The 25,930-nt window shown below is 42.4% G+C and carries 14 protein-coding genes; 5 read left to right on the forward strand and 9 right to left on the reverse strand.

Going from position 1 to position 25,930, the window contains the following annotated elements; genetic code table 11:
* Nucleotides 1–72 precede the first annotated feature (72 nt).
* The 4 genes from VB836_RS03275 to VB836_RS03290 all read left to right on the forward strand — a co-directional run bounded on the left by VB836_RS03275 (nt 73) and on the right by VB836_RS03290 (nt 8,149).
* The gene (locus VB836_RS03275) at nt 73–603 is read left to right on the forward strand and encodes a chemotaxis protein CheW (protein ID WP_323217980.1); all 531 of its coding nucleotides are present in this window, start codon (nt 73–75) and stop codon (nt 601–603) included.
* A gap of 82 nt (nt 604–685) precedes the next feature.
* A complete protein-coding gene (locus tag VB836_RS03280; RefSeq protein ID WP_323217981.1) occupies nt 686–4,636 on the forward strand; it encodes a GAF domain-containing protein in 3,951 nt (1,316 codons plus the stop codon).
* A gap of 83 nt (nt 4,637–4,719) precedes the next feature.
* On the forward strand, nt 4,720–7,614 hold the full coding sequence (locus tag VB836_RS03285) for a hybrid sensor histidine kinase/response regulator (RefSeq protein WP_323217982.1): 2,895 nt from the start codon (nt 4,720–4,722) through the stop codon (nt 7,612–7,614).
* A gap of 247 nt (nt 7,615–7,861) precedes the next feature.
* The gene (locus VB836_RS03290) at nt 7,862–8,149 is read left to right on the forward strand and encodes a hypothetical protein (protein ID WP_323217983.1); all 288 of its coding nucleotides are present in this window, start codon (nt 7,862–7,864) and stop codon (nt 8,147–8,149) included.
* Between the two features lie 30 nt (nt 8,150–8,179).
* Here the strand turns inward: VB836_RS03290 and VB836_RS03295 are convergent, their stop codons facing one another.
* The 5 genes from VB836_RS03295 to VB836_RS03315 form a co-directional block, all read right to left on the reverse strand.
* Nucleotides 8,180–10,756 (reverse strand): endonuclease MutS2, encoded by a 2,577-nt coding sequence (locus VB836_RS03295; RefSeq protein WP_323217984.1) that lies wholly within the window; start codon nt 10,754–10,756, stop codon nt 8,180–8,182.
* Between the two features lie 209 nt (nt 10,757–10,965).
* Nucleotides 10,966–11,178 carry a ribbon-helix-helix domain-containing protein gene (locus tag VB836_RS03300; protein WP_323218080.1) on the reverse strand — a complete coding sequence of 71 codons (213 nt, stop codon included), beginning with the start codon at nt 11,176–11,178 and terminating at the stop codon, nt 10,966–10,968.
* A 185-nt stretch (nt 11,179–11,363) separates the two neighbouring features.
* Nucleotides 11,364–11,822, reverse strand: a complete 459-nt coding sequence (locus tag VB836_RS03305; protein ID WP_323218081.1) for an EVE domain-containing protein — start codon at nt 11,820–11,822, stop codon at nt 11,364–11,366.
* A 223-nt stretch (nt 11,823–12,045) separates the two neighbouring features.
* Nucleotides 12,046–14,436, reverse strand: coding sequence for an ATP-binding cassette domain-containing protein (locus VB836_RS03310; protein WP_323217985.1), 2,391 nt, complete (start codon nt 14,434–14,436; stop codon nt 12,046–12,048).
* A gap of 188 nt (nt 14,437–14,624) precedes the next feature.
* On the reverse strand, nt 14,625–14,960 hold the full coding sequence (locus VB836_RS03315) for a hypothetical protein (protein ID WP_200906345.1): 336 nt from the start codon (nt 14,958–14,960) through the stop codon (nt 14,625–14,627).
* Nucleotides 14,961–15,260: 300 nt separating this feature from the next.
* On the opposite strand from VB836_RS03315, the gene VB836_RS03320 reads away from it, so the two are divergent.
* Entirely contained in the window at nt 15,261–15,551 is a 291-nt protein-coding gene (locus VB836_RS03320; protein ID WP_046278007.1) for a hypothetical protein, read from the forward strand.
* On the opposite strand, the gene VB836_RS03325 is transcribed toward VB836_RS03320, so the two are convergent.
* From VB836_RS03325 to VB836_RS03340, 4 genes are all read right to left on the reverse strand, one after another.
* Nucleotides 15,548–17,539, reverse strand: coding sequence for an adenylate/guanylate cyclase domain-containing protein (locus tag VB836_RS03325; RefSeq protein WP_323217986.1), 1,992 nt, complete (start codon nt 17,537–17,539; stop codon nt 15,548–15,550). The genes VB836_RS03320 and VB836_RS03325 overlap by 4 nt on opposite strands.
* A complete protein-coding gene (locus VB836_RS03330) occupies nt 17,539–21,258 on the reverse strand; it encodes a response regulator (RefSeq protein WP_323217987.1) in 3,720 nt (1,239 codons plus the stop codon). The genes VB836_RS03325 and VB836_RS03330 overlap by 1 nt, the downstream gene beginning before the upstream one ends.
* An 11-nt stretch (nt 21,259–21,269) precedes the next feature.
* Nucleotides 21,270–22,475 carry a sensor histidine kinase gene (locus VB836_RS03335; protein ID WP_323217988.1) on the reverse strand — a complete coding sequence of 402 codons (1,206 nt, stop codon included), beginning with the start codon at nt 22,473–22,475 and terminating at the stop codon, nt 21,270–21,272.
* Nucleotides 22,476–22,856: 381 nt separating this feature from the next.
* Nucleotides 22,857–25,595, reverse strand: coding sequence for a bifunctional acetate--CoA ligase family protein/GNAT family N-acetyltransferase (locus VB836_RS03340; RefSeq protein WP_323217989.1), 2,739 nt, complete (start codon nt 25,593–25,595; stop codon nt 22,857–22,859).
* Nucleotides 25,596–25,930: the final 335 nt, after the last annotated feature.

A 25,930-nucleotide genomic window follows, 5' to 3' on the forward strand; every position in this document is an offset into this window, starting at 1 on the left:
TAAGGCAAGTTAACCCATCGTAGAGTCAAAACTCTCAAATGGGAGACTTAATTCCATCACAACCCACTAAAAATGAAGGGGCAATCTGCTACTGCAACTCCGGCTCAACAGTTTTTGAGTTTTTCGCTCAACCCTAATCTGCAAGCCTTACTGTCGGCTCAACAATTAGCAGAAATTGTTCGACTCGATCCAGCCACAATTATCGCGATTCCGCAGATGCCAGAGGCGGTGATTGGAGTCTGTCCTTGGCAGGGGGAAGTCCTGTGGTTAGTTGATCTGGCTTATCTACTCGGCTTGGAACCCCTGATCAAATCTGCTAATATTCAGTCGAATTGTAGTATTCTCAAAATCAGAAGTCAACAAGGTAATCTAGGTTTATTGGTCGCTCAAATCGGACAATTAGTAAGCTGTGAACCGAGCAGCATTCAACCTGCTGATCTGAGTTTAAATCAACTCAAACGCCTTGCAAATTCCCTGAATATAGAGGAATCAGCAGCCGCTATTCCACACCTCTGTATTCAAGGCAGTTGGACCCATCCTGATGGTAGCATCTTGCCGATTATTAATATTGAAGCCCTGATTCAATATTTAGTGCAGGATTAACCGATAAATCCGACAAGTTAGTTTTAAAAAATTAATCATTTTTTCTCCAAAATTATCCACCCTTAAGACTCCCACCAGACTAATGACTAAAACTCCTTATCGCCCTTCCAACTCAAGCGAAAATCGCAATTCAAATCCCAATCTGCGCCCCGCTTCTCTGCCTCAAAGTTCCGCACTTTCTGCCGAAAAACAAACCGAAAACTCCAACTTAATCCCCTCAGAATCAGTTGTGGAAGTTGAAGCCGAAGTGCAGCCGATGAATTCCGCCGCCGCCCAATCTTTGGGACTGAAAGCCAAAACCACAATCCTGGCTAAAGAATTAAGCGTATTACGTTCCAATATTGATCGACGGGTTAACCAACTGCAAGCGCTCATCGAAAAAGAAGGGGCCGCCGCCGAACGAGCCCAACTGATTAACCAAATCACCTCGCGAATGCGGGAATCTCTCAACATAGAAGACATCTTCAAAACCGTTGTTGAAGACGCCCGCACCGCCCTGCAAAGCGATCGCGTTATCGTCTATCAGTTTGATGAAAACTGGAAAGGCACCGTGATCGCCGAATCCGTAGACGTAGACTGGCCGATCGCCCTGGGGGCGCAAATTGCCGATCCCTGTTTTGCCGAGCGCTACGTGGAATTTTACCAAAAAGGCCGAGTCAAAGCCACCGCCAACATTTACGAAGCCGGACTCACCGACTGTCATCTCCGCCAACTCGAACCTTTCGCCGTCCAAGCCAACCTCGTCGCCCCGATTCTCGCCAAAACCACCGAAAACCCCACAGGTCATCTCTATGGCTTACTGATCGCCCATCAATGTAGCGAACCTCGCCTGTGGATGGAACCGGAAGTCGAATTTATGCGACAACTGGCGATTCAACTGGGTTACGCCATTGACCAAGCCTTGTTGTTGCAAAAACAACGAGAAGCCACCCGCATGGCCCAACGCCTCAACCAAATTAACGCCGGACTGCGGAAATCTCTCAACGTTGAAGATATTCTCACCGCCGCCGTCGAAGAAACCCGAGAGGCGCTAAAAAGCGATCGGGTCGTTGTCTATGAATTTGATGCCAACTGGAAAGGAACCGTGATCGCCGAATCCGTTGATAATAAATGGCCGATCGCTCTTGGTGCCAAAATCGCCGATCCCTGTTTTGCTGAACGTTATGTGCAGCCCTACCTACGAGGACGAGTCAAAGCCACCGAAAACATCCATAAAGCAGGTTTAACCGAATGCTATCTCGGTCAACTGGAACGTTTCGCCGTTCAAGCGAATTTAGTCGCTCCCCTGCTCGTCAATAATAAACTCATGGGGCTATTGATCACTCACCAATGTTCCGGGCCGAGAGTCTGGACAGAATTAGAAATTGACTTAATGCGAAACGTTGCAGTACAGGTGGGCTACGCCCTCGATCAAGCCTATCTCCTGCAAGAACAACTTGCCGCCGCCCAGAAAGCAAAACTCCTGAACGAGATTACCGCCCGACTTCGGAATACACCCAACAGAGAAGAAGTTTTCGATACGATTGTTGAAGAAGCTCGGGGTGCATTAAAAGCAGATCGGGCAATTATTTATCAATTTGATGAAGATTGGATCGGTACCGTTGTTGCGGAATCTGTAGACAAACGTTGGCCGGGTACAATGGGTCAAAAAATCGCTGATCCTTGCTTTGCAGGGGAGTATGTCAAGCCCTATTTACGAGGGCGGATTAGTTCAATGTCAAATATCTATGAATCTGGGTTAACAGATTGCTATATTAAACTCTTGGAACCCTTCGGCGTTAAAGCCAATATTGTCGCCCCAATTATTGCAGAAACTCGTTTACACGGACTACTCATTGTCCATCAATGTTCGGGGCCGAGAAAATGGGGAGAATCCGATATTAACTTCGTTAAACAACTCGCTACTCAACTGAGTTTAGCACTCGATCAGGTGCTGTTGCTGCAACAACAACAAGAAGCCGCAGAACAAGCGCGTCGCCTCAATCAAATTAGTTCCCATATTCGGGAATCTCTCAACCCCAAAGATATTTTTAATACCACCGTTGAAGATACTCAAGAAGCGTTAAAAAGCGATCGCGTGGTTGTTTATCAGTTTGATGCCAATTGGGTGGGGACTGTGGTGGCAGAATCGGTTTCTGTGGGTTTTCCTGAAGCATTAGGGGCAAAAATTAACGATCCTTGCTTTGCTCAAAACTACGTTAAACCCTATCTCAAAGGGCGGGTACAAGCCACCGAAAATATCTATGAAGCCGGGTTAACGGAATGTCATATTGGGCAGCTTGAACCCTTTGGTGTGAAGGCAAATTTAGTCGCACCAATTGTCAGTAACCAAAAATTACACGGGTTACTCATTGCTCATCAATGTTCGGGTGCGCGCAAGTGGAAATCGACTGAAATTGACTTCATTCGACAGATTGCCATTCAAGTCGGTTATGCTTTAGATCAAGCCTTTTTGCTCGAACAACAACGGGCGGCGACGCAACAAGCTCGGAAATTGAGTGAGATTAGTTCTCGAATTCGTCAATCTCTCAATCTGGATCAAATTTTTCGCACAAGTGTTGAAGAATCGTTATCTTTGATGCAAGCGGATCGAGTTGTAGTGTATCGGTTTGATGAAAAGTGGCATGGAGAAATTGCTTATGAGTCTGTTAAACCCGGTTGGTTAAAAATCATCGAAATGGAAACAGATGTTCCTTGTTTTCCGGCTGAATATGTTGAACCCTACCGCAAAGGTAGAATACAAGTCACTGAAGATATTGCGATCGCTGAATTGAGTCCTTGTCACAAAGAACAACTGCAAAAATGGCAAGTCAAAGCTAATGTGGTGGTGCCGATTTTAGTCGAGCAAAAACTCTATGGTTTGTTGGGGGCGCATCAATGTTTTAGTAAGCGCCAATGGACCGCATCGGAAGTGGAAGTCTTTAAACAAGTGGCGCTGCAAGTCGGTTATGCCCTAGAACAAGCCCAACTGCTAGAAGAGATCCAACAAGCCCGTCAATCTGCCGAAAAAGCCTCCTATGAACAGCAGAAACAAAACGAAATGTTGCAACACCAAATCGAAGACTTTTTAGGGGATATTGAAGAGTCATTTAATGGAGATTTGACGGTACGGGCGCGAGTCAGTGAAGGGGTGATGGGAACAGTGGCAGACTTTTTTAATGCCACGATTGAGAACTTACAACGGTTAGTATTACAAGTACAATCTGCCGCGACTGTGGTGGCGCAAACGGCACAAGGAAGCGAAAAAGATATCAAACAATTATCCAATGAAGCTTTGCGACAAGCAGAAACAATAGCAGATGCGTTGACTCAAATTCAAGTCATGGCAAATTCCATTCAAGCCGTCGCCCAAAACGCCCAATCCGCAGAAATGAAAGTGCAACAAGCCAGTCAAATTCTGCAAACTTCTGATCAAGCGATGAACCGCACGGTGGAGGGAATTATGGTGATTCAAAAAACCGTTCACGCCACCGCCCGTAAGGTGAAAAATTTGGGTGAAGCCTCTAAGAAAATTTCTCGAGTTGTTAGTTTAATTGGCGAATTTGCCAACCAAACCAATGTTTTGGCGTTGAATGCCTCAGTTGAAGCAACACGCGCTAGTCAAGATGATCAAGGATTTGCAACCGTTGCAACCGAAGTGCGAACTTTAGCCGAACAATCTGCGAGTGCATCGGCAGAAATTGAACAAATTGTTGAGGAAATTCAAGCGGAAACTAATGAAGTGATTCGGGCGATGCAAGTGGGGATGAAACGGGTATTATTGGGGACGAATTTAGTCAAAGATACTCGTCTAACGTTAACAGATTTAGTTGAGGTGAGTCGTTCAATTCGCGAGTTAGTTGAACAAATTGCGGGTTCCGCAACGGCTCAGGCGGAAACTTCGGGTCAGTTGTCGGGTACAATGCAGGAAGTCGCAGCCATTGCCCGATCTACCTCTGAACAATCTCTGACGGTTGCAGATTCTTTTACGCAACTTTTGGGTGTGGCGGGTGAACTCCAAAAAGGTGTTGCTCAGTTTACCGTTAATGAATAGCTCGGGCGGATTTTCGGGTGGGTTGAGTTAACCCACCTGCCTAAAGAATTATCACACATTATCATTGTATTTCCCCTCAAACCATGATTGATACTAACGACCAAGCCTATGAGTTTTTTGTGCAAGAATCTTTGGAACTTCTGCACATTTTAGAACAAGGGTTAATGACGCTAACGCAAGAACATGAAATGCCCAAACTTCACGCCCTGATGCGGGCGGCGCATTCGATCAAAGGCGGGGCGGCTTGTGTGGGGTTGATGGGTGTTCAAGATATTGCTCATAATTTAGAAAATGCGATTCGAGCGTTGTATGCAGAGGATACGGTTTTTGATTTAGAATTAGAGGAGTTATTGCTACAAGCTTTTGACTGTTTGCGATCGCCAATTCTCGAACAAATTGAAAAGGGAAAATGTCAGCAAGAGGCGGCGGAAAAGCGTTCTCAGTCGATTTTTAAACAACTGGAAATCAAACTCGGACATCCTTTAGATGAAGCCGCAGAACTTCCCGAAGTGGCGATGGAAACGGATATGACGGTGTTTCTATTTAATGAAGAGGTGCCGTCTGGGTTGCGACGTTGGGAACAGGTGTTAATTCATCCTCAAAAGTATAATCTCTCTGAAGAGTTGAAAAACCAAGCGGAAGTCTTTGCAACCCTCGGAAAAATGTTGAGTTTGCCTGGATTTACGATGATTGCAGAAGCGACAATTAAAGCGATTCAAGTGAATCCAAAATTGAGTATAAAAGTGGGTCAAGTGGCATTGGCTGACTTTTGGAAGGCTCAAAAAGCAGTGTTATCTGGCGATCGCGATCAAGGGGGAAAACCGAGTGAAATTTTATTAAAACTCACAAAACCGCAAACCCAAAATCAGACTAAAAATCACTCAAAACCCCCGAGGGAATCTTCCTCTCCATCTCCTGAAAAAATTCAACAAGAGACCCTAGAAAAGCAGTCTTTATCGAAAACAAAATCGGTTGTTGATCAATCGGAAAAGTTGCAAAATTTATCTCATACAACCTCTGAAAAAACTCAATCCTTAGCAATAACAGAATCGGTTGTTGATCAATCGGAAAACTCGGCGTCTTCTGCTGCTGTTTCTACTCACTCAGTCGAAAATAATCAACTGACATTAGGCGTTAGAGTTGATCTGAATCGTTTAGAACAGATTAATAATTTAGTCGGTGAATTAGCGACTCAAGATAATAGCTTTTTATTACAGACTCAGAAGGTTAAATCTTCGTTAGAAATTTTAAGTAAAAGTTGGAATCAATTTCATAAATATTTAAGTAGATTACAAGAAGTAACCGAGTTTAATACCTCTCAAAATAATTTTAACCTAGAAGAATGGGAAGAAGCAGGCTTATTACAAAAAGATTTGCAAAAAACCTTAGATGAAATGGAGAAAGCTGAACGAGTTTTATATGAAATGAAACTCCTCAACCTTCAAAGTCATCAGATTGTTAAAAAACGCCAGCAAACGCTACAACAAGTTCAAAAGAATCTCACAGAAACTAGAATGATTTCTGTAGAATCCTTATTTAATCGATTTCCTCGCATGGTGCGAGATTTATCAATTCGCAAACAAAAAAAGGTTCAACTCAACATCAGTGGTCAGAAGACATTAGTCGATAAAGCCGTCTTAGAAAAACTCTACGATCCGCTCGTACATCTGATTAGAAACGCCTTCGATCATGGAATTGAACCGCCAGAAATTCGCCAAAAAAAAGGCAAGCCCTCGGAGGGAAAAATAGAGATCAAAGCCTATAATCAAGGCAACTATATTTATCTAGAAGTTCAAGATAATGGTCGAGGAATTAATCTCGAAAGAATCCGTCAAAAAGCAGTTGAAAAGAAAATTGTTTCTCAAAAAGATGCCCAATATCTCACCAAAAATCAGCTTTATGATTTGCTATTTTTGCCCGACTTTTCAACAAAAGATCAAGTCAGTGACTTATCGGGGCGAGGAGTTGGACTCGAAGCCGTTCGTCATCAAGTAGAAGCCCTCAAAGGTAATATTACCATTCAATCCGAACTGAATGAAGGGACTAAATTTACTCTGCGTTTACCTTGGTCACTCACCATTACTAAACTTTTAGTCTTTCGGATCGGCGGAAATTTATTTGCAATTGCGATGGATACTGTGGGTGCAATTGTGTCTGCTTCTCAGGAAGAAATCGAATCTCACGAAGACGGACAAATGTATAACTGGTTAGGACAAAAAGTTCCTTTAGTTCAGTCCATGTTGTTAGATTATCGCTATCCCATAACGACTAAAACCGATGAACCATCAAACCTTTCAGCTTGGGAACCCAACCGAACCCCACAGTTTTCGGGAAAAGTGATGGTTTTGTTGCTATCAGAAGGATTAGAAACTATTGGGTTAAAAATTGATCAAATTTTAATGGAACAAAACCTGACAATCAAACCCTTCGGTAAAGCCTTAAAAGCACCGCCCTACTTCTATGGTTGTACAATATTAGGCGATGGTCGTTTGGTTCCGGTTGTTGATAGTCCAGTGTTGTTAGAAAAATGGTTACAACAGCAAGCAAGCGCCGAGCAAGTGATGCTAATTCCTAATGATATGAAGCCCCTATCTCAAGAACAAGCAACAGTTTTAGTGATTGATGATTCGCTCACCACTCGTCAATCTTTGTGTGCGACGTTGCAGCAAGAAGGATATACGGTAATTCCCGCCCAACACGGGAAAGAAGGACTGGCTAAAATCCAACAACACCCGGAAGTGCAGTTGGTGATTTGTGACTTAGAAATGCCTGAGATGAATGGCTTAGAATTCCTCAGTCATTGTCGTCGTCAGTTTTCCCGAGAAAAACTCCCTGTGGTGATGCTAACTTCACGTCAAAGCGATCGCTATCGTCAACTCGCTAAACAGTTGGGGTCAAATGATTATTTCATAAAACCCATGATCAAGCAGGAATTAATTAAGATGCTACAAGATCAGCTTCTCTCGGAAGTTTTATAGCGATCAATAAGATTGCTCTTTTCTCTCCAATGGCAAAGTCTGCCTTTTTTTGAGTTTGGGTTGAGTTTTTCATCCTTTAGTCAGACGACACCCTGGGTTGGCGATCGCTATAGTCAAGCTATAACAACTGTTGGAAAAGTACAGATGATTTGAATGCCGAAACTATCTATCCCCTGTTGGATGAATCTTTCGATTCAAACTCATCATTATTAAACCAAACAAATTGTCAAACCAGGAGAACAGACCCATGCAAGAAAGAGTAGAATGCCCTAAGTGTGGCAAAGGGACAATTGTTCAGCAACATCCTGATGTTTTTCGGTGTCTCAACTGCGACTTTAAACGTGACTTTTCTAGATCTCAAGACCGTGATAAAAACACAGGCTACTTCAAAACTCCCAATTATTCACGCAACGAGGTTTATACCAGCTATACGGGCGCAGGATACACTCAAGCTAAGGTGACAAAAGATGACACAGACGGAGGTTTTTTGGGCTTTCTCCTGTTGATCTTGACGATTACCCTATTTGTCTTATAAACCCTGCTCAAAGTAGCAGGGAAAATATGATCATTTCAGATAAGCTACAGTCACCCCTGCACCGCCCTCTGCTTCAGTTGCCAATTCAAAGCGATCAATTAAAGGATTGTTTGTCAAAAACTCCTGAACCCCTCTTCTGAGTTGTCCTGTGCCTTTTCCATGAATAATCCAAATCGCTCCAAAATCAACCATGTGACCTAACATTTGATCAATCTCAATTTCGGCTTCTGAGACTCGTTTCCCTCGTAAGTCCAGTGTATTTTTAGAAGTCCGAACCATTGCTTTTTGAGGAAGTGTAGCCGCCTGTTCTGAGGTCGAACTTTTGTGACTGTCTGAACTTTTACTTTTTGTTGGAATCTCGGGTTTTTGACCATCAAGAGATTCAATTTCCGCTAAACTGACGCTCATTTTCATTATACCAAAACGAACGGTAAGCTGACCATTTTCATCGGGTTCATTGAGAACTTCTGCGGTTTGACCAATACTTGGAATCCGAATGCGATCGCCAACTTTTGGCTGAAATTTCGGTTTTTCTGGGGGTTTTTGTTGGCGAGAAGGAAGACGTTGTTGGGCAATTTGATCTAAAGCTTCTGTTGCTTTTTGAGCGTCTTGGGCTTTGGGTTGACCTTGTTGTAAACGGCGAATCACTTGAGCAATTTCACTTTTTGCCTGAACTAATGCGTCTTGAATCGCCTTTTCTTGAGCTTGTTTTAACTCCAGTTCTCGTTCTTTTAAAGCGGCTGCTTTTCGAGAAAGTTCTTGATGCAAACGTTCGGTTTCTTTGAGTAATTTACTCGCAGCCTCAGCTTTGGTTTCCTGCTGTTTTCGTTGGGCTTCTAAACCTGCAATCACATCATTAACATCTTGAGAAGCACCACCTAAATAATTTGCAGCCGTTTCCAAAATCTCTAATTTTAACCCCAACCGTTTGGCAATGGTTAACGCATTAGAACGTCCAGGAATTCCCCACAATAAACGGTAAGTCGGTTGTAGCGTTTTCTCATCAAATTCGACGCTCGCATTCTCAAAACGTTCATCTTGATATTTTAACGCTTTTAATTCCCCAAAGTGCGTTGTTGCTATCGTTAATAAAGCGGAATCCGCGAGATATTGTAACAGTGATGTTGCTAACGCACTGCCTTCGGTGGGGTCGGTTCCCGCCCCAATTTCATCGAGTAAAATTAGAGAATTAGAGATCGGATTGTTGGGTTTTATGGGTTCAAATTCATCTATATTTTCAGCTTCTTCTCGGATTTTAACAGCTTCAAATTCATCTTGATTTTCAGACACCAAGCCTTGCATTTCTACCGGAGCAATTCCTTCTAAAATCCGACTAATCCGACGAATATGACCGGAAAACGTCGAAAGACTTTGTTCAATCGATTGTTCATCTCCAATATCAGCTAAAACCAAATCAAACCAAGGCAATTCTACAGGTTCTCGGGCGGGAATAAATAACCCCACTTTTGCCATGATCGCCGCCATGCCAATGGTTTTTAACGTTACCGTTTTTCCGCCTGTATTCGGCCCCGTAATTGCCACCACCCGAATCGTCGGTTTAATCGTTACATCAATCGGAACAACGGCTGTTCCTTGTTCATGTTGCTGCTGCCAAACTAACAACGGATGGCGTAATTGTCGCAATGTTACCGGGTTTTGAAATTGTTTGTTTTCGGTTTCTGAAGGCAGAACAAATTTAACCGTTTCATCTTCAACTTTGAGATTGGTAAACGTGGGCGGATTCGCTTCTAACCACAAACTATAACGCGCTCTGGCGACGGCTAAATCAATCGTTGTCACAATCACTAATAATCGTTCTAAATCCGGTTGAACTTCCGCAACTTGTTCACTCAAAACCCGCCGAACCACTTCTTCTTCCGCTTGTTCGCGTCGTTGTAATTGTCGCAGTTGATTATTCAGTTCAATGGTTGATTTCGGTTCAATATAAAGCGTTCCTCCTTTGGCTGAAGTATCGTGAACAATACCGGGAACTTGAGCTTTTTGGGGGGCTTTTACCGGAATCACAAAGCGATCGCCCCTTTGCGTAATCAACTGTTCTTGAATCGCTCCGGCTTGGCGTTGTAAAATACTTTGTAGGATTTGATAAATGCGATCGCGTGTACTTTTGAGTTGGCTGCGAATTTCAGTTAATTTTGGATTAGCGCGATCAGTAACGTCCCCACGATCATCAATACATCGATGAATTTCTTGTTCTAATTCCGGGTAAGTTCGCAACTCAGACACCAATTCCGCCAACACCGGAACCTCTTCTTGGTGAGCATCAACTTGGCGTCTAAGCTGTCGCGCCCCGGCTAAAGTGCTTGCAATATTTAGAAGTTCTTCCCCAGAAAGAATTCCCTGACGTTCAACTCGTTCGAGGGCATCGCCAATATCTTGAATTCCCTGGAGTGAGAGTCCACTGGCTAACCGCAATTCCAGTTCATAGGCTTCTTTCGTTTGCGCCAACAACTCCAATGTTTCCGAGGGAGTTTGGGGAATCTGCAAATTACGTGTCACTACCGCCCCTAGCTTCGTTGTCGCAAAGGTGGCGAGGTGATGACACAAACGCTGCCATTCCAGTAGTTCTAAGGTTTCTGCTTGAATCAACGCCGCTAACTGTCCCTATGTAATGTCCTGTACTACATTCTAATATATTTTTGCCGATTCTTTCATCTGTCGAGGTTCGGGTTTTTACCCAAGTTCAAAAAAGCGATCGCTCGACGTAAAAAACAATGTAGTCATTTACAATGAAACCCCGAACCGAGTCAGAAAGTCGGTCATACTTTTTCCCCATATTTGGAAATTGAGCTATAGTTTTACACTATTTTTTGCAAGAAATGTTCCATTACAACTTCACCATCTGTCACTTGTCCTTTAGCAATTTGTTCGGTTCCAACCGCAATCTTTTGACGGAGTTCTTCCAGGCGTTGCTCATCCAAAGTGCGATCACGTTCTTTCATTAGTCTCAATGCTTCTTGGACAACTTCCGAAGCTGACTGATAACGACCGCTTCTCACTTGTTCTTCAATGGCTTGTTCTACTTATGAGGTCAACGATAGACTCATAACCGTATTTTGTACTGATGAGTATATCTCAATTATAAGAACAAAATGCGCTCACCAATCACCTCCACAGATTATATAATACAGAAAAACGATTCAACATCAACCATGACTTCTAGCTTCACCGAATACTTTTAGTAGAATCTCGTCATTTATTTTACACTGGTAATCCCCATAATTTGATCAGCAATCTCATCGGCTACAGGCATTACCGACAAACGATTTCCTCGTCTCACTAATAATAAATCATCGGGTGTAAACTCTTGTTTGAGTTGAGCGAGGGTAATAATACTCGGAAATTTTTTAACAAATTCCACTCTAACCGTTTGCCAACGGGGATTGACTGGGGTAGATTTCGGATCATAATATTCACTATTGACATCAAACTGAGTCGGATCAATAATCTCGCTTTCAATCACCTGTACTAATCCTGTAATTCCAGGATGTTTTGTGTTAGAATGATAAAAAAAAGCTAAATCTCCCCGAGCCATTTTCCGTAAAAAATTCCGAGCTTGATAATTGCGAATACCATCCCAAATACAGGTTTTTTCCTGCTGCATCTGTTCAATGCTATAAACATTGGGTTCAGATTTAATTAACCAATAATTCATCATTCAATGGGTTGTAATCTGAAAAAGAATTCGGGTGTTTGACTTACAGTTATCAATTTCATTGAGAAGAATCAGTTAGAGGTTTTCTTCTCTCTTGAAACTCGATTAAATAAAATTTACGGTTTCATAGGTTGAACTTATAATAGTAGCCGAATCGAAATTTTAACCTCGAATTCTAATCATCGTAAAATATCTCTATCCCAATTGTCAATTTTAAATAATTTTAGTTGGACAAAATATCTTTCCGCTTTTGGACAAACCAAGTCAAGCCCAGATAAACCACCAGATGTAAAATTAACATCCCCCAGTTTAAGCCCAAATTTTGCCAGGTGGGGTCATAAACCAGTGAAGGTTCAACGGGTTGAGGTACCGTTGTCCCATCCGGTAACGCTACAGGTTCAGGAATTAACGCATTGACATTCACCAAGGAAGCATAAGCCCCAATAGACCAACGACTTAACATTAACCAAGACACAATTCGCCCTAAGCCTTCCATCTTAAATAAAACCCCAGAAAAGATAATTTGTGGGAGTAAAATCAACGGTAAAGCACTATTGGCTTGAGAACTATTTTTCACCATTGCTGATACCATTAACCCCAAACTCATACAACTTATTAGGGTTAAAAAACTCGTGATGCTGACTCCCAACGGCCAGGATATTAACTCAGAAGCGGGATGTTGGAAGCAAACTAAAATCACAATACTCATTAAAAACGTTTGCAAAATTGCCAAACCCGACAACACAATAAATTTAGAACCCAGATAGGAAACTAAACCCAAATTCACCAACCTTTCTCGGAGATAAATCGCCGTTTCTTTAACAACTTCTTGCAGAGAACTCGATAACCCCACCCACAAAGCGGCTGATGTAAATACAAACAAAACCTGTCGGGCTAAAGAGGCAATTTTTAGACTCGGTTCGCTGACAAATGGATCTTGATCTCGGATGGCTAATCGGATTAAAATAATCCCCACAGGTGCCGTTAACAAGTTCAGCAATAAATTGACCGGATCACGTTTAGTCAGTTGAAAATAACGTTGAGTTAAAATCGTCAACTGTTCAGCAATAGAAGCCTGTTTAGGGGGTTGAGGAGCAATTTTTGTCGGGGGCGGTTCCCCAATACTAAGATGATTCGCAACGTATTGTTTATACTCATTTGAACGCTGAAATTGAGCCGCCCAACTTTGAGCATTTGTTTCATCTTCGAGTAAATTATAGATATCCGCAAAATCATCACTCTCAATTTGGAAAAACTCAAAGGCTTGTAGCGGTGGCCCAAAATAACACAAGCGTCCTCCACGTCCTAAAAAGATAATGCGATCGCAAAGTTTAATATTCGCTGTCGCGTGGGTGACTAAAATAACCGTTCGTCCTTGATTTGCCAGCTTTCGCAACAATAACATCATCTTTTTATCTAAACCGGGGTCAAGTCCTGATGTCGGTTCATCTAAGAAGAAAAGCAGAGGATTGGTTAACAGTTCAACCCCAATACTCACCCGTTTTCGTTGACCGCCACTCAGTTGACTAACGAACACCTGACGCCGATCTAACATTTCAATTTCATAGAGGGTTTTCTGGACAATTTCCTTCACCTCTACATCGGGCGGAAGTCGTAATTTTGCCGCATATTCTAAGACTTCGGTAACGGTGAGATTTTGATGAATAATATCATCTTGGGGAACATAACCAATTTGAGTTCGATACAGGGAGAAATTTTTGCGTAAACTTTCCCCATTAATATAAACTCTACCTTTTGTTGTTGGACTAATGCCTAAAAGGGTTCGCATTAGGGTCGATTTTCCCGCCCCACTTCCCCCAACTAACGCCACAAATTGACCCGGTTCAATGGCAAAAGAGAGATCATTCAGCAAGACTCTCGCTTTATTTGATCGGTCTTTAACGATGCGTAAAAGTCGCTGGGCATCTAAACGAATTTGAGTTCCGGTATCGCATAATTCTAGAGTATCTCCCTGTCGAATTAGGGTAAACGGCCCAATTCTAATCGTATCGCGATCGCCTAATTTTACCGATTGTTTAACCCGTTGACTATTGACAAATACCCCATGTTTGCTATAGTCTTTAATCAGATAATCGCCGCGACCGTCTGGTTCAATGGTGGCGTGACGACGAGAGACAACAGGAGAATCTAAATTCAACGTCGCATCAGGATCTCGACCTAATAAAACGGAACGATTTTCTAAAGAAATGTATTCGCTCGTAAATTGAGATTGTACCGCTAAGGAATTGGGGTTAAAATAACGGAGTCGAATCAAATTTTGAGGATTTTGACCGATCTTGATTTCAATGCCATTATGCAGCAAATAACCTTCTAGGGGAGTGATGCGAGTATGGTTAATAAATAATCCATTGGTACTTGCTTCCTGTCCGTCTCCGTCATAGATCCAGTGAGACTCTCCCACCCGACGAAAAACAGCATGACAACCGGAGATCACTTGCCAGTGAGGGGGAACGACTAGATCGGCGTATTGCGTATCACGTCCGAGGAGATGGCGATCTTGAGTCAGTTCAAAATGGATAATTTCCCCTTGATTATTTAACTCTAAATAGGGGGAGGTATTCAAGGCAGTTTGCTTCCCGCTTCGGCCAGTCATCGCTGTATTTTAACACTGAGTTAAGGATTTAGCATAGCAGACGAACCTACTGCTTTCTAATGAATTGTTATGAAATTTTTGACTTTAACTTAGGGTTGAACCTCTGTTGATACAGGTTAGGGGCGACACCTGCCACCCCTTAGTAATTCTATCATCACGATCCTCAATGAACAGAACAACCACTCTCTCTAAGCGGCTAGGGTTGAATCTCGTCTGATATCTTCAACTTGATCAATTAAAGCTTTAACAGTCGCTAAATCGGCGTGAGCATATCGCTTATCGGTGAGATAGTCGTAGGCTTCCCATTCTTCGGTGACTTCGCCATCATACCAGATAAACCAATCTCTGTAGAGTTCGCCTTCATCGATATCAGGAGACAAAGACAGCCAATCATCTCCGGTATAAGTCTCAACGGTTTCTGCGACTAAATGTAACCAAGCGGTTTTGAGACATTCTTCTAAATTATTCTCGAAGGTAGAGCGATCTTGAATTAAAGTTTGGGTAAGATTGAAATTATATTCCATGAACTTTCTGTGACTCAATGACCTTACTCTACAAAATGCTATGGGGTGAGTGGGTTTACAGATGTGACACTCCGCAAAGCGTGACATCTTATCGCCAGGAATAATCTTCTCTAACGCCAGCAAAGAGGCTAATCACTCGAAGTCCGGGTAGACAGTTGACACAGTGGCACAGGAAAACTTTTTTTGATGGGATTTTAATTTAGTCCTGAGCGAACAGTTTTCTCTGATCGTTGATTATATACTAGGAAGTCAACATTGTAAGCTACAAAATCAAGCTGATTTCAGTTTTGAGAACGGATAATGAAAACTATCTTATCGCTGATTGTGATTTCTCTGCTGGGTTCATTCCTGCTCCCCAAACCAGCACAAGCCGATTCTGCTTATGATATCGTCTGCGAGTACAAATACCAAATTGGAGAGGGGTCTTGGATTAATGATACCAGCCAGGGGACTACAAGTGCGATCGCGAAAGCGAGACGGAGGAATTATCTAAAACGTCAGGAAGAAAAAGCCAAAGAAGCCGGATTGAGTTTTCAGGTGATTTATATGTTTTGTCGTGATCCTTGGGGAAATAGCAGCGATAGTGATTAATCCGAGTTTAAATTTGAAGATTGATCCATGAGAAAATAGGTGATCATTTCTCCTTTTCCTTTGATGGGAATTGAACCCCTGAGTTTGAACACAAATTCATCTTTTAAGCGATCATAAACTTCCTGTGTCACTTGAATTTTACCCGAAACCCCATTCGTTTCCATGCGAGAAGCCACATTAACCGTATTTCCCCATAAATCATAGCTAAACTTGCTCAACCCAATCACCCCTGCCACAACAGGCCCAGCATGAATGCCAATTCTCAGGAGAAAATTATTTCCAGTTTGCTGATTAAATTGAGCGAGATTTGCTTGCATATCCAGAGCCATTTTCGCGATCGCTTGTAGATGATTCCGATGATAAAGCGGTAAACCTCCGACCACCATATAAGCATCTCCAATGGTTTTAATTTTTTCTAAACCATAGTGTTGAGAAAGTCGATCAAAATGACTAAAAATACTATTTAGAACTTTGATCAGTTGAGCGGGAGTCGCCTGGGAGGAAAAATCGGTAAAACCCACTAAATCGGCAAATAAAACACTGACATCTTCAAAGTAATCGGCGATAATTCCTTGTTTTTTTTGTAAACGTTCAGCAATCGGTTGGGGGAGAATATTTAAGAGTAGTTTTTCCGTTTGTTCTTTTTGAGATTTTAATTCTTGTTGGGCTTGTTTCCGTTGAATTAAAGACCCGAGTTGAGTGGCTACCGCTTTCACCAGTTCCAGGGTTCTTTCTTGAGGTTTGCTTTTAGTTTGAGTGAAAAAAACTAACACCGCTAGCATCTGTTCTTCCACTAAAATCGGCACCCCAAAACCCGATTGTAAACCAATTTTTGGCAAGACTTCTGAATAAAAATGAACTTCAGCTTTCCCCGTCGCCCAAACTCGCCCTGGTAAACCTTCATCCCGTGCAAAGGTTAAATCTGAGCGCAATACTCTAAATTGAGTCGATTGGTTCTCATTAATATGCCAAGTTTGATTACATTCTAATAAAGTTCCTTCAGCATTGGGTATCCAAACCTCGCCGTATTCCCAATCAATGGTTTGACAAACGGTTGCTAAAACGAGATTTAAAGCCGAGTCTACATCCAAGGCTTCATTAATGGCTTGAGTCACTTTTAACAACAGTCGAATTTCCAGTTCTCTTTGTTTCTGTTCGCTAATATCACGCACTGAACCAATCATTCGCAGGGGATTTCCCGAAATATCCCATTGGGCTTGTCCACGAGTCAATACCCATTTATAAGCACCATCGACACAACGCAGGCGATGTTCAACCGAATAAAGCGGAATGGTTTGCTGCAAATAATTATACAAGATGCTTTCAACCAGTTCCCAGTCATCGGGATGAATCGAATCTTTCCAACCTTGACTAAACTTGATATGATGATCTTCATACCCCAAAACATCTTTAAACCAAGAGGAAAGAAACATCTCATCCGTTTCAACTTTCCACTCCCAAATGCCATCTTGATTCCCCTGAAGGGCGAGTTGCCAACGTTCTTCACTTTCGCGAAATTGCTCTTCAATAATTTGTCGGAGATGAATTTCTTTTTGCAGTTTGGTATTTTGTTCAGATAACTGAATTTGCAGCGATCGCAACCGCAACTGATTTTCGATGCGAGCCAAAACTTCCGTCAGTTGAAAGGGTTTTGTAATGTAATCGACTCCCCCCATTTCAAATGCCTTAACTTTATCAGATGAATCATCCAAGGCACTCAAAAAAATAATCGGGATTTCGCGAGTTTCTGCCTGGGTTTTGAGTTGCCGACAAACGTGATAGCCGTCCATTTCTGGCATCATAATGTCGAGCAAAATCAAATCGGGTGGACTCATTTCAATTGATAGTAATGCCAGCAGCCCACTCGGTGCGACTCGGACTTCATACCCCTGTTCTGAGAGCATCCGCGTCAACAGCGTCAGATTAATTGGGGTATCATCAACCACTAAGATACTTTTATGAGGCTCAGAATTGGACAGGGAGTTCATTAGCGTAGGTCAGCAGATCGATCGGTTTTAGGTTCAGTTAAAGCCAGTAATTGCTCGTATTGATAGCGCTCCACTAAATAGAGTAGAGCATCAGCAAGCGATGGATATTGGGAATGGATTTGCTTGATCAGACTTTGCATGAGCTGGCTTCGTCCTTCAATGATAGCTTGGTGAAATTGGGCTAACCACTCTACAGGTAATTGTGCCAGATCCTCGGATGTCAGTGTTAAAGAACAGACACCTCGATCCACGCAAGCAAGGGTTGACTCCTGACAGATATAATGTACACCTAAGTGTTGAGCAATGCGATCAAAAATATCTCGTTCTAAAAAGGGTTTGCGAAGAAAATCATCACAACCCACTGAGAGAGCGATTGATTTTTCGGTATCGAGAATTCCGGCCGTAATAGCGATAATTTTGGTGTTTTCAATGTTTTCAGAGAGTCTACTATCTTGGGCTGGATCATTGGCTCTTCTGACTGCTTCTAAATAACGAATTTGACGAGTGGCTTCATAACCATCAAGAACGGGCATTCTTAAGTCCATAAAAATCAGGTGAGGCTGCCAACTTGACCAGAGTTTAACGGCTTCTTGACCGTTATTTGCGCCTCGCACTTCAAAACCGACAGGAGTTAGCAATTCCATCAACAATTGGCGGTTATCAAAGCGATCATCAACGATTAAAATTCGATAGGAAGGTTGGTTGGGTTCGAGGGCGATGACTCGGATATTAGCCGGAGAAGGGTCAATCATTTCTATTTCTGAGATATCAACAGGAATGATAAACCTCAAAGTTGTTCCTTGTCCGACATGGCTATTGACTGTAATTTCTCCCCCCATTAAGTGAACAAATTGTTGAGAGATTTTTAACCCTAAGCCTGTTCCTTCTTGAGCTTGTTGACCCGATGAAGTTTGCACAAAGGCTTGAAACAGGTTGTTGCATTCTTGGGGAGCAATACCCACTCCGGTATCTTCTACCTCAAAACAAAACCTGCTCATATTTCCCCCATCAGGTTGAACCCTCAACATGACTTGACCCGTTTGAGTAAACTTAATGGCGTTATTCAAAAGATTAATTAAAACTTGGCGTAACTTGGTCTCATCAGTACAAATAAATTGAGGAATATTGGGGTGACAATCAAACTGTAACTCGAGATTTTTATCGCTTGCTTTTTGGGCAAACATTCTCTGCAAACTGTCGAGCAGATCAAAGAGATCGAAGGTTCGCTTTTGCAGTTTCATGCGTCCGGCTTCAATTTTAGATAAATCTAACACTTGGTTAATCAGAGTCAGCAAATGTTGACCACTACTGCGAATCACTTCTAAGTTTTCCTGTTCCTCAGCAGACAGGCGTGAACTGCGACTCAGGAGTTGTGAAAAGCCCAAAATAGCATTCAGGGGAGTCCGTAATTCATGGCTCATATTGGCAAGAAAAGTGGTTTTGGCGCTTGTGGCGGCTTCTGCTGCTTCTTTGGCTTGTCTGAGGGTGATTTCAAACTGTTGGCGTTCGAGTTCGACTTCGGTTCGAGTCGCAAATATTTTCATAATCATCTCGTGATCAAGGCTGATTTGAAGCGGTGAGCGACCCATGATATAAATTAAACCAATTGCCTCTCCCTGAGAATTACTTAAGGGAATTCCCCAATAACTTTCTACGCCTAACTCGGCTAAGAGTATAATCTCTGGGAAATCCTGCTGTACGTTAGCCGGATGGTAACACCAAGCTTTATGAATGACGAGTTCGCAGGGGGTTCCGGCGACATAATATTCTTGATTTTCTCTAAGACTCTCCCCGCCCCAAAAAGCCAGCATTCGCAGTTTTTGTTTGGTTTCGTCTGTCGCTTCTGCAATCACAGCATATTCAACTTGCAGCACTTTTGCTAAATAACGAACACAAGTCCGAAAGAATTCTTCACCCGTTTTACAGGCGATTTCTTCCGAAAATAACCGTAGGGCTTCTTCTCGTTGTTTGTAGTCGCTAATGTCTTGTAAGGTGCCATAGAAACGGATGATTTTTCCTTGATCATTTCGCTTCACTTGAGTCCGAGAAATCAGATGATGAATGATGCCGTTTTGATCGACTGTTCTAAACTCGATTTCAGCAGTTTCTCCTTGTTGAATGGCTTTCAGGGTGGCTTGTCGAACTCGTTGTCGATCTTCGGGATGAATTTTTTGTTGAATTTGCTCTACATTATCAATCGAATCATTCGGATGGAGTCCTGTAAGTTGGTACATTTGCTCTGACCACCAATATTTATTATCAATTAAATCCCATGACCACCCACCGACTTTAGCGATGCGTTGCGTTTCTTTGAGGAGAGTTTCACTGCGACGTAGTTCTTCTTCGCTTTTTTTGAGGGCTTCTTCGGCGCATCGACGCTCGCTAATATCTTCTTGTACACCGATAAAGTGGGTTAAATTTCCCTGTTTATCGTATACCGGAGAAATCGCTAGTTTATTCCAAAATAAGGTACCATCTTTGCGGTAGTTGCGTAAAATGACGTTAGCATCTCGACCTTCAGCGATCGCAGAGCGCAGTTCGGTTAACCCGGGTTGATCGGGTTCTTCTCCTTGTAAAAAACGGCAATTTTCCCCGATAATTTCATCAACGCGATAACCTGTTATCCGTTCAAAACCAGAGTTAACGTAGATTAAAGGATGATCTTCTAGTTGAGCATCACTAATCACAATACCGTTGGAAGAAGCGGCTACCGCTCGTTGCAGGAGTCGTAAATGGGCTTCGGTGGTGGCGCGAATTTCTATTTCTTGTTTAAGTCTTTGATTTTGAGCTTTGAGTTGTTCTTTTAACTTTTGGTTCGTCAGATGGATTTCGACTCGCGCTAGCACTTCTTCGATTTCCAAGGGCTTGCTAATAAAGTCTACGGCTCCGCTTGCAAAGGCTTTAACTTTATCAATCGTTCCTTCTAATGCACTAATAAATAGAATGGGAATGTTACAAGTTTTTGGATTAGCTTTTAAGTTTTTGCAGACGGTGTATCCATCTAAACCGGGCATCAACGCATCAAGTATGATTAAGTCCGGTTGACTCATATTGGCTGAGAGGATGGCCTGTTGTCCGCTTTGAGTGGCTCTGACTTTATATCCATTTTTTTCGAGGATTTTAAATAATAGCTTTAGATGGCTTGCATCATCATCAACAATTAGAATATTGCCGGGTCTTGGCTTTTTTTCTTGTTGGATCGTTTGCTGTAAGTTCTGATAATTTCTCAGGGAAAGTGTCGCTGTGGTGATTAATTTTTCTTGGGTGAGTTCTAACTTGGTTTTATAATCGTTAATATCATAGTTCAGGATGATTTCCGCTTCTGGAGATTGTCCCGGATGACCTGTGCGTAGGATAATCCGAGTGAGTTTATTGTTGAGGGTTTCTCGAACATATCTAACCAAATCTAAACCCGCTTCATCGGTTTCCATCACCACATCAACAAATAAAATTGCGGTGTCAGGATGTTGAAGGATTAATTGTTGGGCTTCAACCCCAGAATAAGCGGAAAGTATTGTCAGTGATTTCCCTTCAAATCTAAATCGTTCTAAGGCTAATTGAGTGACTTCATGGATGGATTTATCGTCATCTACAATGATGACTTTCCAGGTGTTACTTTCCTCGGCGTAAGATGAATCTATTTCTTCTTCATCTTCGATAAAAATCATTAGTTCTTCTTCGGATGTTGACTGTTGTTCGGGATGAATTTTATTTTGCATACTCGGGGGCGTTATTCCTGGGGTTTGATCGGTAAATTGAAAATAAATTTTGTACCTGCGCCAACTTGACTTTCACAGGAAATTTTTCCTTTAAGTTTTTGAGTGACTAAATTGTAGATGATATGTAATCCTAGACCTGTTCCCCCATAACTTCGAGCGGTTGTAAAAAAAGGTTCAAAGATTTTGCCGATATATTCTTCTGGAATACCACACCCATCATCTGCATAACTAATAATTAGTCTATCATCTTGACGAGCGATGTCAAAGTCTAACTGCCCAATTTCCCCAGGTTGATAGCCATGTAGAATGGAATTCATTACTAAATTGGTGACAATTTGGGCGATCGCTCCCGGATAGCTATTAATTTTTAGATCTTCCTCTCCCTGAACCCGCAAACGATGTCCTGTTTTTTCCAGGTGAGGACTGAGGCTAAGTAGAACATTTTCAATATAACTTTTTAAGTAAAATTCTTGCTGTTCAAAATAGCTTTGATCAACCGAAACACATTGAAAACTTTGAATTAAATTTCCCGCTCGTTGTAAATTTTCTAACAGCAGCGTACTCATCCGCTTGACTCGCTCAATATGACGATCTAAAATTATTTTTTTAACTCTATTTTCTTGGAGATTGGATTCCAACTCTTTGGCTTCATTCATTAAGGTAGAAGCTAGGGTAATTCCAATCCCGACTGGGGTACTAATTTCGTGAGATAAACCTGCAACTAATCTCCCCAAGGCAGCCATTTTTTCGGATTCGATTAGCTGAGTTTGAGTCGCTTGTAGATGCTGTAAAGCTTGAGTCAAATCTATATTTTTCTGTTGCACTTCTCGCTGAAGTTCATAAACACTCAAATGAGTTTTCACTCTCACTAAAAGTTCTTGAATATGAATCGGTTTTGTTAGATAGTCTACGGCTCCCATTGACAAGCCTTTCACTTGCTCATTAACTTCATTTAAAGCACTAATAAAAATAATCGGAATCTCTTGAGTTCGCTGCTCACTCTTGAGATAATTTAAAACTTCGTAACCGTTCATATCGGGCATCATAACATCGAGTAAAATCAGATCGGGGGGTTGTTTAAATGCTGCGTCTAAAGCAGATTGACCATTGCTTGCAGACTGAACATTGTAACCTTCTCTAGACAGAATCTCGGTTAACACTAATAAGTTGTCTTCGGTATCGTCAACAATTAAAATTGAGGCTTTTATCGAGTTCATTCCATCCTAAATTTATGACTTTTTTGAGGTTTTAAATTGATATTATAATTGATATAAAATACACCCTGAGTTCAGATTTTTTAGAGAATTGTATCGCTTTTTGATGCTACAGAGTCGTTTTCACTCTGATCAGGTATACTCAATCATTCTCTATAGATTTAGACGATCTGTACCTCATATAGCAGAGAAAGAGTTGATTAGGACACTGTTTTTCTGTCAAATCCTTTTATGATAAAGGTTTCAATTCTGTCTCCAGTCTCGGTGTCTCCTGAGTTCTGCTATACAATCGCTAGATCTGCAATAATGGTAACGTGAATTCGCAAAAAAAGGTACATTGCAGTACCGGATAGTCAAATTAGAGGTGTAAGAACAAATCAGTCTTTACAGTTGAATTTCAGCCCGAAACATCGGTTCACCCATCACCCGATGCAGGGTAAACCCCAGCCGTTCACAAATTTTTTGCATGGGGAAATTATCAGCTAAAATTTCAGCAGTAATGTGATCAATTTTTTCCTGACGCCCGATCAATAATAGTTGTCTTAATAACTCACTTCCTAAGCCTTGATGTTGAAAGCGATCGCAAATCAGTAGGGAAAATTCTGCTTCATTAACACCATGTACTTGACTCAACCGCCCGACTCCTACAATTTGATCTTCTGCGGTTTTCGGGTCAGTATAAATCGCCACTAATGCCATTTCACAATTATAGTCGATAAAGCACAATCGAGACAGGCGATCGTGAGCAATACGGCGACTCAATTTTAACAGATGTGCATACCGCAAATAAACACTTTCTTCGGATAAACTTTCATGGAATTTTACCGCCATTGGTTCATCTTCGGGACGTATTGGACGGATAATAATATCAAGACCTGTTTTAGATATCCAGTGGGTAATATATTGATGAGGATAGGGACGAATGGCTGGTTTAGGAAGCTGTTCTTCGGGGGTTTTGGGGTGATGTAAAACTACTCGCGCATCTAAAGCGATGAACCCTTTTTCTGAGGCGAATAACGGGTTAATTTCAATTTCTTTGATTCTTGGATGTTCAACGACTAAATGAGAAAACTGGACTAATATTTTCTCTAACGCCTCGATATCAACTGCCGTCCGTCCTCTCACCCCCAACAAGGCTTTATAGATTTTGGTTTGTTCCATCATCCGACGGGCGAGGGTGGTATTAAGCGGCGGCAAAGCGAGGCTTCTATCTTTAAACACTTCCACCAATTGACCCCCGGTTCCAAATAGTAACACAGGCCCAAATTGCGGATCTAAACTACTGCCTAAAATCAGTTCATAGCCGTCTAATTTAACCATCGGTTGAACGGTTACGCCTAGAAAATGTTCAGCCCCAAACGCTTTACAACTGTTCGTTTTAATGGTATGATAAGCCGTATTAACAGCCTCACGATTTTGTAGGTTGAGTTGAACGCCTCCCCCATCGGTTTTATGGGTAATCGTTTGAGAATGCAGCTTCAAAACCACTGGATAACCAATCGTTTCTGCTGCTTGTATTGCTGCTTCAACGGTGGTCGCAATATGAGTTTCAACGACAGGAATATTGTAAGTCGCTAAGAGTTGCTTGGACTCAAATTCTGTTAACAACGTCCGCCCTTGTTGACGAACAGATTCTATAATATATTGAGCGCGATCGCAAACTAAACTTTCATCGGTGACAAGGGTAGCAGGTAAACTGGGTGTCTCATATAAACCCTGCAAATTATAATGATACTGCCCCATATAATTGAACATTCTCACGGCAATATCGGGATAGGGAAATGTCGCAATACCCGCTTGGTTGAGAATTTCCGCCCCAGCCTTCACTTCTGCCCCACCCATCCAACTCGCCAATATTGGTTTTTTAGGCTGATGTTGAGACACAAAGGCTTTCAGTTTTTCTGCGGTTTGTGTGGGGTTTGTTGTCGCTTGCGGGGTGAGGATCACCAGCAACCCATCACTATTGGGGTCTTTAGCGGCAATTTCTAGGGCTTTGGCGTAGCGTTCGGGGTCAGCATCGCCTAAAATATCGATGGGGTTGCTCTGACTCCACTGAGGGGGTAAAATTTGATTGAGGGTTTCGAGGGTTTCCCCAGAAAGTTGGGCAAGGGTGCCGCCTTCTAAAATTAGGGTATCGGTGGTTAACACTCCCGGCCCGCCTGCGTTGGTGAGAATGGTCAGCCGTGAACCCTTGGGGCGAGGTTGTTTGGCGAGAACTTCCGCCATTGAGAATAAATGAGTCAGGTTATAAACCCGCAACACCCCACAGCGACGAAATGCCGCATCGAGAACCTCATCACTTCCCGTTAACGCCCCCGTATGGGAAGCCGCAGCTTGGGCAGCTTGGGCAGTGCGTCCGGCTTTGATCACGATAATGGGTTTGGTGAGGGCGACTTCACGGGCCGCTGAGAGGAAGGATCGGGCGTCGCCAATAGACTCCATGTAGATGACGATGCTTTGGGTGTGGGGATCATCGCCCAGATAATAAATTAAATCTCCCCAACCTACATCCAGCATCGAACCGATGGAGATAAACGCACTAAACCCGACGTTTTCTTGAAAACTCCAATCTAAAATTGAGCTACACAAAGCCCCGCTTTGACTAATAAAACCCACGTTTCCAGGTTTGGCGATCGCACTCGCAAAGGTGGCGTTGAGTCCAGTCCGGGGGTTGATCACGCCTAAGCAGTTGGGGCCAATAATGCGGAGGTTTCCCCGACGGGCGATGTCTAGAATCTGCTGTTCAAGGGCGATCCCAGAAGGGCCGATTTCTCGAAAGCCCGGTGAGAGAATAATAGCACCTTTTACCCCGCTATGGACACAATCTTGAATCAGGTTCGGCACGGTGTCAGCAGGTGTAGCGATAACAGCCAGATCAACAGGGTCAGGAACTTCTGCAAGACTCCCATAGGCTTTGATCCCCAGAATGCTGGGCTGTTTGGGGTTCACAGGGAAGACGGTACCGCCAAAGGGACTGCTGATCAGGTTCCAAAGCAGGGTTCGTCCAACGCTGTGGGGGGTTTCGGTCGCACCAATAACAGCAACGCTACGGGGGGCAAAAATAGCGTTAAGGGGTTGGTGTTCCGAGCGGAAAATGTCGGGGGTGGGGCTTGTTGCTGACATGGACAACTGCTTCCCTTTAATTCACTAATTTAAAATAGAGTTGGGGTGAAGTTTGTATACTTGATTACTGTTTTTAATTCGAGTTGAAGTTGTTGCCAAAAATCTAAGTCCAATCCCAGTTGAGATTGCTACTAAAATTGAGATTAACTTTATTATTACACTTTTAATGAGATTTGTCATCTCTCCCTCGGTAGAAAAAGGTAATCTTTAGGTTAAGAATTGGGGGAAGGCTAGCAATCTCTAGTATTGATGAAATTTTAAAGTTTTTTTGATCGTAAAGAAATGTAAAAATCGCAGGAGTCTATTCAAAATTCTCGTTAAGATAAAAGTATCAA

Source organism: Limnoraphis robusta BA-68 BA1, assembly GCF_034932365.1.
Classification (GTDB): domain Bacteria; phylum Cyanobacteriota; class Cyanobacteriia; order Cyanobacteriales; family Microcoleaceae; genus Capilliphycus; species Capilliphycus robustus.

What these genes read in the sequence shown, in the direction of transcription:
- VB836_RS03275 (WP_323217980.1), top strand. Translation starts at nt 73, where the DNA reads ATGAAGGGGCAATCTGCTACTGCAACTCCGGCTCAACAGTTTTTGAGT.
- VB836_RS03280 (WP_323217981.1), top strand. Translation starts at nt 686, where the DNA reads ATGACTAAAACTCCTTATCGCCCTTCCAACTCAAGCGAAAATCGCAAT.
- VB836_RS03285 (WP_323217982.1), top strand. Translation starts at nt 4,720, where the DNA reads ATGATTGATACTAACGACCAAGCCTATGAGTTTTTTGTGCAAGAATCT.
- VB836_RS03290 (WP_323217983.1), top strand. Translation starts at nt 7,862, where the DNA reads ATGCAAGAAAGAGTAGAATGCCCTAAGTGTGGCAAAGGGACAATTGTT.
- VB836_RS03305 (WP_323218081.1), bottom strand. Translation starts at nt 11,822, where the DNA reads ATGAATTATTGGTTAATTAAATCTGAACCCAATGTTTATAGCATTGAA.
- VB836_RS03310 (WP_323217985.1), bottom strand. Translation starts at nt 14,436, where the DNA reads ATGACTGGCCGAAGCGGGAAGCAAACTGCCTTGAATACCTCCCCCTAT.
- VB836_RS03315 (WP_200906345.1), bottom strand. Translation starts at nt 14,960, where the DNA reads ATGGAATATAATTTCAATCTTACCCAAACTTTAATTCAAGATCGCTCT.
- VB836_RS03320 (WP_046278007.1), top strand. Translation starts at nt 15,261, where the DNA reads ATGAAAACTATCTTATCGCTGATTGTGATTTCTCTGCTGGGTTCATTC.
- VB836_RS03325 (WP_323217986.1), bottom strand. Translation starts at nt 17,539, where the DNA reads ATGAACTCCCTGTCCAATTCTGAGCCTCATAAAAGTATCTTAGTGGTT.
- VB836_RS03330 (WP_323217987.1), bottom strand. Translation starts at nt 21,258, where the DNA reads ATGCAAAATAAAATTCATCCCGAACAACAGTCAACATCCGAAGAAGAA.
- VB836_RS03335 (WP_323217988.1), bottom strand. Translation starts at nt 22,475, where the DNA reads ATGAACTCGATAAAAGCCTCAATTTTAATTGTTGACGATACCGAAGAC.
- VB836_RS03340 (WP_323217989.1), bottom strand. Translation starts at nt 25,595, where the DNA reads ATGTCAGCAACAAGCCCCACCCCCGACATTTTCCGCTCGGAACACCAA.